Below are 13,165 nucleotides of genomic sequence, written 5' to 3'. Positions count from 1 at the left end.
GCGCAAAGGTTGAGGGCGGCCAGCTTGGTGACGCTTCAGACTAAGACTGCGATGGACAAATCAGCGTGGCCTAGCCTCCGAACCCGGATAGATTTCCGAACGACCCGATGGCCCCGGTTAGGATAGGGGAGACGATGGCGATGATGGCCTTCAGGGCATCAAGCGTCGCGATGCGTTGTATGTCAAATCCCGCGACACCTGCTGCAAGCTCGTGCTTTCCGGCAGCATCAACCGCATCATGGAACGCATCAATGCGGACTTTAAGAAACAGGCTGACGGGCAGGTAATAGGACAGGATCAGCACCGAATAGGTGACGCCCCGATAGATCGACAAAGAGCTGACCAACTCGGCATGGGCCTTGCGCATGTCATCGTTCAAGATCGCGTCACCCGGCCAAGACATCCATGACAGCATGAGAACCATCCCGGCCGTCAGCAGAATGCCCGAGCAGTAAAGATAACGTTGCGTGGCTTCCTGTGCGGATTTCAGGATGCGCGCTTCTGCTTCAACGTCGGGGTGGGCCGACGGCCCTATGCTTGCGGGTCTGGACAGGGCCAGTACCATCCCCGCGATGACGGCCCCCGCCGACAGAGACGTCAGTATGTTCGCCCGATCCAACAGGTATTCCATCGCGAAATAGGCCCCCTGCTGGTCGCATTTTTCGGACAGGCCGCCTGTCATATCGCAGCCCGGAACGCCGGCTGGGATCATCAAAGCATGAAACAGGTTGTCCCCCAAAAGAGCCTGGCTTTCAAAGCTTGCAGGCATCCAGTCGGGTTCAAAGGTCGAAAAGCTGAGTGAGACCACGATGATCCCCAATATGCCCACCAGCGTGGTCAAGATCGACCGCCTTGTGTGGCGCGAATAAAGCTCGAACACGAAGATCGCGATGACCGAGATTGTCGCCCCTCCGAAGAAGAACAAAGCAGCCAGAAAGCGATAACGCGCGCTAAGCTCGATGAGTTGGGACTGATCTTTCAGCTCCAACCCCTCAAGATGAACCGCGGTATCCCCGAAGGTGCCAAGCAGATACTCGGCCACGATAAGTACCACCACGGGCAACAGCATGATCAGCAGATATCGCGGATCAATTTGCAGCTTGGTTATGTCCGAAGCTCGCGTCATCACAGCCTCCGATCAACCCAGGTCAATGTCAGCGATCAGCGCCTTGCGCGTGTCCGCCAGCTTGTCACGTACGATGTCGCGCACATCGGCATAGATGTCCGGGCTTAGGGTCAGTTTCTGGGCCGACAGCCAATAGTCCAGTTCATTCTTACCCCAAGACACGAACAACACATTCTGCTTGCGATCCTTGAAGGTGAAGTTGAACGCGCCCAAGGCCATGCTGATCACATGACCCGCCGCCTCGGCGCTGCCGATTTGGAAGTTGCCGCCGGTCGAGGATGAGGTCTCGAAGTCGAAAAGTTTGATTTTGCCATCGTCTTGCGTCAGGCCACGAAGCGCCTCGATCGCGCTTTCGACGATGCGAAATTGGTTGCCCGTCGCGACCTGCGCCAGCGTGGCCAGAATGACCTGATCAAAGCTGCCGTTGCCTTTCATTTTCTGGCTGGCCTCGACTGGGGCGGCCTCGCGGCTCCATCCCAACACGCTTAGCATTTCCATGTATTTCACGAACCAAGCCGCGCGGTCTTTCACCGGGTCGAATGCGGCATCGGCAGCGCGCTGGGCGAAGAGGGTAGACAGCAGCACGTCTTCTTTCTGCTGCGGGGTTAGGTTCTCGACGAATGAGATCACGCTCGAGGCATTTACCGCCGACTGAAGCGCCTGCTGTGCAGTTGCGCTGGTGGTGTCTGGATCGAACTGGCCTGCTGACCGGGTGGTGGGTTCGGCGAAGGCTGACGGTGTGAAATCGCCCGGTGCGGACCGTGTCTTGGCCAGAATGGTCGAGATCAGAATCGCGATCCGGTCTGCCAGTGCGGGGATCTTGTCCGGAATCCGAGACGTCTGAGGTTTGTCAGGTTTTGACGGCGTGCTGGGTTTCGACGACGCACCGGGCTTTTTCGGCAAAAGCGGGGATTTGCTTGGCAGTGCATCATCCCGAAACGCGGGCGGCCAGGTCGCGTTTGTACCGCGCGTATCGATATGGGTGAAGCTGTTGTAGCGCCCGATCCCCCCTGTGAAGAACCCTTCCTTATCGCGCAGCCAGCGCAGGGCCGTGGCGACTTGCGGCGCGTCCATCCCCGAGACTTTGAAGTCCAGCGCCCGGAACGCCATGTGCTGGCTTGAGGTCGCGCCGCCGATGCACTTGTTATAGGCGGGCCCGCGATAGGCGTTGGTGATCGCAATCGGTTTGCCCAGACGATCACGCAGATGGTCGATGACCTGTGCGGTCTTGGCGATGTTGGTCCACAGATTGCGCGGGGGGTAGAGGTTCTTGCCCTGACAGGCCCCGCCGGGCGTACTGTGCCCACCGCCCAAAATCAGAAACTCGTCGGTCGAGAAGTTCCTCAGACCCAGAGACCGCATGAACTTGTCGAACTTCGCATAGTCCGGCCAGTTCAGTGCGGCGGTCGAGTCGCGAAACCCAGCGCCGCGCGCTTTGGCGTCAAGGATCGCGCGCACTTCGCTGTCAGGGATCTGGTCATTCTCGTCGCCTTCTTCATCCTCGGCGCTGGCGTGGGTCGGACCTCCGATCGAAGTGGTGCGCCCACCCCGCGCGGGCAGTAGCGTAAAGGGCCGATCCGTGACGAAGTTCGGCTCTTTCAGCAGAGTTTCGAACAGTTGAGGGTTCTGGCTGTCGCTGTCGATTTCTTCGTCAATGGCAGCGCGGAAAGAACGGTAGTCCCCTTTGAATGCACCATCCGCCCAGACCTTCAAAAGCGCGCCGGTGAAGGCACCGTTCCGGGGGCCATCCATCGCAAATTGCGTGTCCTTGCAGGCGCCAAGATTCAGGACCGAGGCTTGGATCGGGCTGGACAGTGGCGAGGTCATCACGCTTTCCTTGAGCGCGCTATAAGACTTTGATGCCTCGCGATACGCCGCTTCATTCGCGCGCCAGACGCGCTCTTCGATATACAAAGGCATCGCCCGTACATTCGGGTTTGGTGACATCGGGCGCCCAAACAGGGTCGTTGGCGCACCGGGACCAAACCGGATCATCGAGCCTGAATGGCAGGTGTCCGGCACCACCAGCACCCGCACGCCCGCCTGAAACTTGGTCCACAGCATGTAAAGCTCGTCATCGGCGATCTGGAAATCGAACAGGCACAGGGTCTCGTCCATCTTGTCGTCGCCGTCATGGTCTTCGTCCTGATTGAAGTCAGGCACCCGCCCCCCATGGCCCGAGACGGTGAGCAGGAACATGTCGCCTGCCTTCAGTTCAGCTGCGGCTTGTTCGATCTGGTCGACCACGTTCTGCCGGGTGGCGTCAGCGGTCAAAAGCCGCGTGGGTGTGAACCCCTCGGCTTCGGCCAAGGCTTCCATGTCCAGCGCGTCGGCCTCGCAGGCCGCCAGCTTGCCGTCCCACCCATCGTAATGGGCCGGGTCCACCAAGTTCAGACCCACATGCAGGGACATCCCCTTGGGCGTCCCCCCCGCGATGACGGGCGTCGGGTGAATGTCTGCTTCCAAATCGCTGGCCAGACCAAACGGCCCGCTGACAATCGGGGCGGGACTGATGCGATCGGCTTCGATCTTTTTGATCTCTTTCTGAAACTTGCGCGCGACCTCGGCATAGCCCGTGTTGTCGGGGTGAAGCTCGTCATGCCAGTGCTTGTCTTTAACCAGTCCACGACAGTCGAGATAGGTGGCGTTTGGCACAGACCGGGTCAGCCGCCGCAGGCGCCGGTTAAAGGCGTCCATCATCTCGACAGCGATGGCGCGTTGCAGCTTTTTGTCGAGGATCTCTTGTTCTTCCATCGGGGCGCCCAGCCAGCGGCCTCCATCCGGGATGGGATAGTCATAGCCGTGGCACAGCACGCTGACATGCGGGAAGTGCTGCTGGACGTCCCGGAACATGCGTCCATAATTGTGGATCGCGTCGTCCAGTAAGGTTTGGAAAGACGGCAGAAGATAGTCCGCAGGCTTGAGCGCCGGATCGTATTTTTCGAGATGCGAGGCAAGCGCGCCACCGGCGACCAGATCATTGCCGCCGCCGGACAGCAGCAGGATCTCGCCTTTCTGTTCTTCTAAGGCTTTCAGGTACTCTTGCTTGTCCGCCATTCTTTTCAAAAGATCACCGGCAGCCCCCAGCGAAAACACTGCATAGGGCTTCATCAGATAATCGATGGTGTCGTGCAAACGCACCGGATACTGGAACCAGCTGTCCCCTTCGGACACGATGATCGGCCCTGTATATCCGGCGTTGACCTTATCCTTGAACTTGCCTTGCCGCTTTGCACGCGAGGCCCAGTTGAAAAAGTTCATAGCCGCTGCGGTCCGTGCCCGAGCATCCGGGCCTTCCGGGATTTCGACCGTTTTCGGGTTCAGTTCAAACATCGGGTTGAACGCACCGGAGCGTTCTTCATCCAATATGAAGTATTTGGCCAAGTCCTCTTCCGCGACGTTGGGATCCGCCATTTGGGACATAAGCTGTTCGACTGAGATTCTGGCCATCGGTCTTCTCCTTTGTCAGGTCACGTGTTTCTTGTTCCTCTGATGCACTCGAAAATACTGTTGGTGATGGTGGGGTCGGCATTCAGGTCGCTCTGCTGAATGCGTTCAAGATCGTGCTTTTGGTTGTGGATGCGGTTCAGGCGAAAGATCGCGCCGCTGGCAACCGCCGCGTCGTTTTCGACAAGGCTGGCCATGCCCAGAAAGGGCCGTGCTTTCAGATAGGCCGCAACATCTGGTGTATCGGTGCCACGCGGCAAGGGATAGCGATCTTCGAACGCGTTCGAGACCAGATGCAAAACGGATTTGCCGTAGGCACCGAAGCAGACGCGATCCTCAAGCTCTTCTGTTGGGACATAGATCCGGGCAGGAACATCGCTGGCCGCGCGCAGGACCGGCTGCACCACAGGACCACGCGCCCGGCTTTTGCTGTGACGCGCGGGATCCAGCGCCCCGTTCATCTGCGCGATCCGGGGCAGAAGGACATTCTGGGCGCGCGGCAAACCGATGGCCGGATGCGCCAGATGCATCGTGTCGAACCATGTTTCGCGGAAATCCACGCCGGGGCGCGAAAAGGGTGGGGGCATGTCGGGTTTCAGCAGCGACAGCATCTCGTGCACCATCAGAACGCCCGCACCTTCGGCCACGATATGCAGCTCGCAGCCGGTCTGTTCCTTCAGATCGAGAAGGCTATGCAGGAAGTCCCCGACCACGCCGGTATCAGAATAGCTTCGGTCCAGATGACGTTCGAACGGCAACTCGCCGGTGCCTTTCATCGCGCGCATGGCGCTCATCTCGATGTCCCGCCAAAAGGCACGGCCAACGCCGCGCACGCGGTTTTCGATCAGCTCGTCCAGATGTTCAGCGGTTTCGCCAGCTTGGGAGGTGCAGCTGTCGAACAAGCTTTCCAGCACCTCTAAAGACTTCTCGACGAAGCTGTTGCACCAGAAAATCGAATAGGGATACAGCCCCATCGCCTTGATCGCGTTCTTGCGTGCGACTGCGGCGGAAAAGGCGGGCTTGATGCCCTCCAAACTGCCGGGGATCCACACCAGCAATCCGCGATACTTGTGCGGGTCGTCCGGCGCGGCCTTGGGGTCCAGCTTAGGGGCAAGGTGGTCATGTGTGCGGGTCCAGCCGTCTTTGAACGACGGATAAGATCCGGTCGAAACATGATAGCCATCGTCCAGATGCATGTAGTGCCCGACAAGTTCGAAACACGGGGTCGAAGCCGAGCGGATCTTGCCGATCACACCCTTGGTGCCTTTCTCGCCCACCGAGGCCCCAAAGGCAGCGGGGGCAGGCACGCCCAAACGCAGCACCCAGCCGTCAATCACGTTGCGCGCCCAGTCGTCATAGCTCCACAATCCGATCCCGGCCTGCCCCTGATAGCCACCCCATTCCGCCCCCCACGAGTTCAGAACGTGAAAGCCGTGCTGGTCATAGCCGGTCAGAACAAAGGCGTGCGTCCCCATCTTGCCTTGCGCAGGGGGCCAACCAATCACCCCGCTGTTCTGCGGCGTGGCGTGGAGCCACCCGTCGTGGACATTGGCGCTGACCAATACGGCCTGCGCGTCGTTCAGTGCGGCGTGAAAATGGTTCAGGACCGAGGCCAACCGGAAATACGCCCCCAACCCAATGTCGCGGGCATGGCGGGCTTGCGCCACGCTGGTGAACCGCCGCCCCGCATCCGGGCCACCCGCCAGATAGCAGTCGCTTTGCCACCGTGTGTCATCGGGGGGCGCATCGGGGAATGGCCAGTCCAGACAGGCACCGTGATGATAGAACCCCTTGATCGCCGAGCGCAGGGTCAGGACGCCCTCGTGTGCCTCGACCTTCATGGCTTCAAGAGATGGATAGCGATCGTGGAAATGTGCCATGCGATACAGCATGTCTGCGCTGGTTATGTCGTCGGCATGGGCTTCGCCACTTTGTGGCGGCTCACCCCGTTCGGCCCGTTGCAGGTGTCGCTGAATGTCGATCAGATTGGCTAATGCAAACCCAACGCACCGCCCGGACGCGCCCTGATGTCGAACCGTGAAAACCGGATGTCGCAATCCCGCGTCATCAGGGGCGGTCAGCAACTGAGGGTCAATCGACAATGCGTGTTTCAGGATGGCCAGGTTCGGCACATAGTTCTGATCCCTCAGATCAACCCAATCTGCTCGGACCCCATTTTTCTTTACTATCTTGGCATCAATATCGGACATGCGCACCCGCGGCCCAAATCAGAATTTGCAATTAATTTTAGAAGGCTAGTCCGGCCACTCTATCACAAATTGGGGTGTTCTCAAAATTGGGGCAAAAATGGGGCAGATGGGGTCGGGCAAGATTTGGCGCAGTGTTTTAAGGGCGCAAGGCGTAGGTGGTTGTTTTCAAATGCCGAAAAGTCTTAGCTAGAACTGCTACTTTGTCCGAATTTGCGAAACAATTTGGTGCGATCAAACGCTTCTTCCAGTGCATCTGTCCGCGCTTTCACATCGTCCCAAAGGCGTTCCTGTACTTCGGCCACGGCGCATTCCAGCAAGACCAAAATCGCGGCCATGGAATCCCATGCAGATGGAACAGCGATACGTGCGCTGAAAGTGTGGCGCGCCAGCCGGTGAATGGGCGATCGCCACTGGTCGGTGAACAGCACGATCTCGGCCTCGCGTTCATGGCAGAGCTGCCCGATCACCAGCGTGGTGTTTTCATAACGGCGCACATCCAGCGCGATCAGTACGTCCCCCTTGCGAATGTCCAAAAGCTCGTGCGTCCACGATGCTGAGAAGGGCAAAAGACGCACGTCGGGCCGGATCATCTGAAGGTGCAGATAGAAATACTGCGCCAGCGTGCCGGTGATGCGGCCCCCGGCGATGAAGATGCGGCGGTTTGGATCACACAGCAATTTGCACAAGCCGTCGAACTCGTCCGGGTCGACCTCGTCCAGGCTGCGCCGCTGGTTCTCAAGCGCTTGTCGTGAATACCGGTTCAGCATGTGCTCTTCCGGCAGATCGGTCTTCCACACATCGCGTTTCGCGACGGGGTCCGAGATCATCTCTTTCAGCTCGCGTCGCAGGGCGGCCTGAAATTGCGGATAGCCCTTGAACCCGGTTTTTTGCAAAAGCCGCGCGACCGTGGTGGTGGACACCGACGCGTTCGCCGCCAGCTCGGTGATGCTGCCCAGCCCGGATAAGGGATAGTCGTCCAGAAGCACGCTCAAGAGCTGCCGCTCGGACGGGGTCATCTCTTCGCGATGTTGTAGAAGCTGATCAGTTACGCGCACGTGGCATCACCCTTTTGCTGTGAATTTAGTCATTCTGTCAAAAAACCGACAGGAAAATCAAGGGCGGGAAAATCGTTACGGAAAAATATTGACACAACGAATGAAGCTGTGGAACTTTTTCCAGATGGAATCGCAGTCGTTGAAATCTACTTTCGGTCCAGCTGTGCATGTGGATCAGATGGCCGATGCGCCCTCGGTGATCGTGGTGTGTGAACACGCCACGAACCGGGTGCCTGCGCATCTGGCGGGGCTTGGGTTGGATGACGACATACTGACCCGCCACATCGCTTGGGATCCCGGCGCGTTGCCCGTCGCCAAGGGGCTGGCGCAGAAGATGAATGCCGTGCTTGTGCATGGCGGAATTTCGCGGCTGGTGTACGATTGCAATCGACCTCCCGACGCGCCGGACGCTATCCCGGTCCGTAGCGAAGTGTTTGAAATACCGGGAAATACAGATCTGTCTGACGTCGCGCGCGCCGCAAGGGTGGACCATGTCTATCGTCCGTTTTCAAGCATGCTTACGGAACAGATCGGTGTGCACCGGGCGTATCTTCGGATGATGGTGACCGTCCACAGTTTCACACCTGTCTATCGCGACCAGATGCGCGCGGTACAGATCGGAATTCTGCATGGAGATGATGACCGGCTGGCGCACGCTATGATGCAGTCGATCCCGGCGGATCTTGGGATGGAGGTTCAGTTGAATGAACCCTATGCGGCATCGGATGGCGTCGCCCATACCCTCAATCACCATGCGGTGCCGTATGGGTTGCCGAATGTGATGATCGAAATCCGAAACGACCTGATCGAGACTGCTGACCAGCAATCTGGCATCGCGCTGATGCTGGCGAACTGGATCGCCGTGGCCGAGGCCACCATGACCGAAAGGAACACCACGTGACCGCGTTCATGACCGGATATGTACATGTCATCGACGCTGTGAACTATCGCATCGGGCGGGTGATGATGTGGGGGCTGTTCGTGATGATGGGGATCCTGTTGTGGTCCTCGATCTCGAAGACGTTCTTCCTGCCGTCGCTCTGGACCTTGGAAATGGCGCAGTTCGCGATGGTGACCTATTACATCATGGGCGGGCCGTACTCGCTCCAGATGGGGTCGAATGTGCGGATGGACCTGTTTTACCACACATGGAACGACCGCAAGAAAGCGTGGTTCGATGCCTTCACCATCTTCTTCCTGTTGATCTATCTTGGTGTGCTGATCTGGGGTGGCGTCGGATCGACGGCCTATTCGTTGGGCTATTGGGGCGACGCGCCGTTTTCCTATTTCTGGGGACTGATCACAGGGGCCGAGGAGATCGGGCGGCTTGAGAGATCATCGACCGCGTGGCGGCCTTATGCTTGGCCGATCAAATCCATCATGGTTCTGGGCTTCTTCCTGATGCTGCTTCAGGCCATTTCCGAACTTTTCAAAGACATCGCCCGCATCCGCGGCAACGAGATTGGTGTGACACGCACATGAGCCAAGAATATATCGCCATTTTCATGTTCGCATCGATGATGCTGATGCTGTTCACCGGACAGCGCGTGTTCGGCGCGATTGGTGCCGTGGGCGCGATTGCTGCGCTGTCGCTTTGGGGCGTGGGTGGGCAGGACATTCCGTTCTCGGCCGCGATGAAGCTGATGAAATGGTATCCGCTTCTGACCCTGCCGATGTTCATCTTCATGGGGTATGTCCTAAGCGAAAGCCGTCTGGCAGACGACCTATACCGCATGTTCCACGTCTGGATGGGACCGGTGAACGGAGGCCTCGCCATAGGCACCATCGGCTTGATGGTGCTGGTGTCCGCCATGAACGGGCTGAGCGTCGCGGGCATGGCCATCGGGGCCACCATCGCGCTGCCAGAACTTTTGCGCCGGGGCTATGACAAGATCATGGTCACGGGGGTGATTCAGGCGGGGTCTAGTCTGGGGATCCTTGTGCCGCCCTCGGTCGTGCTGGTGCTTTATGCGATGATCGCGCGTCAACCGGTTGGGCAGCTGTGGCTCGCTGGGGTGTTGCCGGGGCTGATGATGGCCACGCTGTTCGTCGTCTACATCTGGCTGCGTTGTAAGTTCCAACCGCACCTTGGACCAGCGATGGAGGACGCGCACGAAGTCTCGCGCGCCGAAAAGCTTCGCCTTCTGGGCGCAGGTGTCCTGCCACTGGCGATCTTTGCTGCGATGATGGTTCCCTTCGTGAATGGCTGGACCTCGCTGGTGGAAAGCTCGGCGATCGGAGCACTGACGGCTTTGTTCGCGTCCGTCGCCAAGCGTCGCATGACGTGGCACATCTTCGAGACCTGCACCAAGCAGACCTTGCTGATTTCTTGCATGTTCATGTGGATTATTCTGGCTGCACTGGGCTTTGGCGCTGTCTTTGACGGGCTGGGCGCGGTCAAGGCCATCGACAACCTGTTCACCGATCAGCTTGGGCTAAACCCGTGGGTCATTTTGATCCTGATGCAGCTAAGCTTTATTATCATGGGTACGTTTCTGGATGACACCGCGATGCTGGTCATCGTGGCGCCGCTTTACGTGCCCTTGGTCAAAGTGCTGGGCTTCGACCTGATCTGGTATGGGGTGCTTTACACCATCACCACCCAGATCGCGTATATGACGCCGCCCTTTGGCTATAACCTGTTTCTTATGAGGGCCATGGCACCGCCAGAAATTGGGCTGGGGGACATTTACCGTTCGATCGTGCCATTCGTCCTTATCATGGGAGTTGCCTTGGCAATCATCATGATCTTCCCCCAAATCGCTCTTTGGCTGCCCAATTATGTGTACGGAAAATAACAATAATAAAAACAACCAACTAGGAGAGAGAAGATGACAACGAGACGTAAGTTCTTAACCACCGCCGGGGTCGGCATGGCAGCCGCCCCACTGGCGACACCCGCACTTGCACAAAGCACAATTAAGTGGCGGATGCAGACCTATGCCGGTCCCGCGCTTGCCGCGCATGTGATTGATCCTGCAATCGCGATGTTCAACAAGATTGCCGGCGACCGCATGCAGATCGAGCTCTTCTATGCCGACCAGTTGGTCCCGACAGGCGAGCTGTTCCGCGCCATGCAAAAGGGTACGATTGATGCGGTGCAGTCGGATGATGATTCGATGGCGTCACCCACGGATGTGACCGTCTTTGGCGGCTATTTCCCGTTTGCCTCGCGCTATTCTCTGGATGTGCCGGTACTGTTCAACCAGTACGGCCTGAACGAGATCTGGGACGAGGAATACTCGGCCGTTGGCATCAAGCACGTCAGCGCCGGATCGTGGGACCCGTGCCACTTTGCCACCAAAGACCCGATCAACTCGCTTGCCGACCTGAAAGGCAAACGCGTCTTTACCTTCCCGACAGCGGGCCGGTTCCTTAGCCAGTTTGGCGTGGTCCCGGTGACACTGCCTTGGGAAGACATCGAGGTTGCCGTGCAAACCGGCGAACTGGACGGCGTTGCTTGGTCAGGCATCACAGAAGACTACACCGTTGGGTGGGCTGATGTGACCGACTATTTCCTGACCAACAACATCTCGGGCGCATGGGCTGGGTCGTTCTTCACCAACTTGGATCGCTGGAACGAGCTGCCGGAAGACCTGCAAACCTTGTTCCGCGTGTGCTGTGATCAGTCGCACTATTATCGCCAGTGGTGGTATTGGGGCGGAGAAGCCAGCCTGCGGGTCAACGGCGACAAGATGAAGCTGACGACCATCCCAGACGAAGAATGGGCGCAGGTCGAAGAGGCCGCCGTCAAGTTCTGGGACGAGATCGCCGCCGAAAGCCCGACCAAGGCCAAAGTGGTCGAGATCTTCCGCAAGTATAATTCCGACATGCAGAAGGCTGGACGGCCTTACCGCTACGGTTAATGTTACCGCGTGGGGCGGCCACCTGCCGCCCCCGCATTTCTTGAAAGAGGCAGTTATGACACTCGACGATCTGAAAGCCCAATTTGCCGAAGGCAGCGTTGATACGGTTCTGGTATGTCTGGTCGACATGCAGGGGCGCCTGATGGGCAAGCGGTTCCACGCGGGCCATTTCGTGGCCGGAGCCTATGAAGAAACCCATTGCTGCAATTACCTGTTGGCAACGGATCTGGAAATGGGCACGCCGGAAGGCTATGCCTCGACGTCGTGGGAAAGCGGGTATGGCGATTATGTCATGAAGCCCGATCTGTCGACCCTGCGCCCGGTCCCGTGGCTTGAAGGCACGGTGATGGTGATGTGCGATGTGCTGGATCACCATACGCATGCGGATGTTACCCATTCCCCGCGCGCGATCCTGAAGCGTCAGGTGGCGCGTCTGGCCGAGCTGGGCTTTGACGCGATGACCGCGACCGAGCTGGAATTCTTCCTGTTCGAGAAAAGCTTTGACGAGATTAGCAAAGGCGGCTTCCGCGATCTGACCCCGATCTCGAGCTACAACGAAGATTACCACATCCTGCAGACCACCAAGGAAGAACACGTGATGCGGCCGATCCGCAATCACCTGTGGAACGCGGGTCTGCCGATCGAGAATTCAAAGGGCGAGGCCGAGACCGGTCAGGAGGAGTTGAACATCAAATACGCGCCCGCGATGGACAATGCCGAGTATCACTCGATCGCCAAGCACGCGGTGAAGGAAATCGCGTGGCAGCAGGGCCATGCCGCGACATTCCTGCCGAAATGGCATCACGACAAGGTAGGTAGTTCGTCCCACGTGCATCAGTCGCTGTGGAAGGATGGTGCAAACGTGTTCTTCGACCCTGATGATGCGCTGGGCATGTCGGATCTGATGAAGAACTACATGGCGGGGCTTTTGAAATACGCACCGGATTACACCTATTTCATGGCGCCCTATATCAACTCGTACAAACGCTTCATGAAGGGCACTTTTGCGCCCACGCGGATCATCTGGTCGGTGGACAATCGCACGGCGGGGTTCCGTCTGTGCGGAGAAGGTACCAAGGCGGTGCGTGTGGAATGCCGTATCCCTGGATCGGACATGAACCCCTATCTGGCCATAGCTGGAATGCTGGCGGCAGGTATTGCTGGCATCGAAGAAGGGTTGGAGCTTCAGGCCCCGACCACTGGCGATGTCTATCAGGGGGACACAGGAATGATCCCGGGCAATCTGTCCGCCGCGCGCGATGCGCTGCACGGATCCGCGATGTTGAGGGCTGCGATGGGGGACGACGTGGTCGACCACTACACCCGCGCCGCCGAGGTCGAGATCGAAGAGTTCGAGCGCGTTGTGACTGATTGGGAAGTCGCACGCGGGTTCGAGCGGGCGTAACGGGCAAGCCCCTACGATAATTGTGACAAGAAAAAAGGGGCGTGATCCCTTGGAAG

General features: G+C 58.4%; 9 protein-coding genes. 5 read left to right on the top strand and 4 right to left on the bottom strand.

The window, feature by feature from the left end; translation table 11 throughout:
- Window positions 1–70 precede the first annotated feature (70 nt).
- From ALP8811_RS13225 to ALP8811_RS13210, 4 genes are all read right to left on the bottom strand, one after another.
- Window positions 71–1,126, bottom strand: coding sequence for a hypothetical protein (locus ALP8811_RS13225; protein WP_108857731.1), 1,056 nt, complete (start codon window positions 1,124–1,126; stop codon window positions 71–73).
- Between the two features lie 12 nt (window positions 1,127–1,138).
- Window positions 1,139–4,576, bottom strand: a complete 3,438-nt coding sequence (locus ALP8811_RS13220) for a D-Ala-D-Ala carboxypeptidase family metallohydrolase (RefSeq protein WP_108857730.1) — start codon at window positions 4,574–4,576, stop codon at window positions 1,139–1,141.
- Between the two features lie 20 nt (window positions 4,577–4,596).
- A complete protein-coding gene (locus ALP8811_RS13215) occupies window positions 4,597–6,783 on the bottom strand; it encodes a C1 family peptidase (protein ID WP_108857729.1) in 2,187 nt (728 codons plus the stop codon).
- A gap of 182 nt (window positions 6,784–6,965) precedes the next feature.
- Window positions 6,966–7,838 carry a MurR/RpiR family transcriptional regulator gene (locus ALP8811_RS13210; protein ID WP_108857728.1) on the bottom strand — a complete coding sequence of 291 codons (873 nt, stop codon included), beginning with the start codon at window positions 7,836–7,838 and terminating at the stop codon, window positions 6,966–6,968.
- 124 nt (window positions 7,839–7,962) lie between these two features.
- Here ALP8811_RS13210 and ALP8811_RS13205 point away from each other — a divergent pair, with 124 nt between their 5' ends.
- Genes ALP8811_RS13205 through ALP8811_RS13185 form a run of 5 tightly spaced genes read left to right on the top strand, consistent with a single transcriptional unit; the run spans window position 7,963 to window position 13,109 of the window.
- Window positions 7,963–8,739, top strand: a complete 777-nt coding sequence (locus ALP8811_RS13205) for an N-formylglutamate amidohydrolase (protein ID WP_108858292.1) — start codon at window positions 7,963–7,965, stop codon at window positions 8,737–8,739.
- A gap of 8 nt (window positions 8,740–8,747) precedes the next feature.
- A complete protein-coding gene (locus tag ALP8811_RS13200) occupies window positions 8,748–9,320 on the top strand; it encodes a TRAP transporter small permease subunit (RefSeq protein ID WP_108858291.1) in 573 nt (190 codons plus the stop codon).
- On the top strand, window positions 9,317–10,636 hold the full coding sequence (locus ALP8811_RS13195; RefSeq protein ID WP_108857727.1) for a TRAP transporter large permease: 1,320 nt from the start codon (window positions 9,317–9,319) through the stop codon (window positions 10,634–10,636). Before ALP8811_RS13200 ends, ALP8811_RS13195 begins: the two co-directional genes overlap by 4 nt.
- Window positions 10,637–10,669: 33 nt before the next feature.
- Window positions 10,670–11,704, top strand: a complete 1,035-nt coding sequence (locus tag ALP8811_RS13190) for a TRAP transporter substrate-binding protein (protein ID WP_108857726.1) — start codon at window positions 10,670–10,672, stop codon at window positions 11,702–11,704.
- 55 nt (window positions 11,705–11,759) lie between these two features.
- A complete protein-coding gene (locus tag ALP8811_RS13185) occupies window positions 11,760–13,109 on the top strand; it encodes a glutamine synthetase family protein (protein ID WP_108857725.1) in 1,350 nt (449 codons plus the stop codon).
- Window positions 13,110–13,165: the final 56 nt, after the last annotated feature.

The organism is Aliiroseovarius pelagivivens (genome assembly GCF_900302485.1).
GTDB lineage: Bacteria > Pseudomonadota > Alphaproteobacteria > Rhodobacterales > Rhodobacteraceae > Aliiroseovarius > Aliiroseovarius pelagivivens.
The sequence above is the reverse complement of the archived record's forward strand: the minus strand, read 5'-3'. Positions and strand labels throughout refer to the sequence as shown.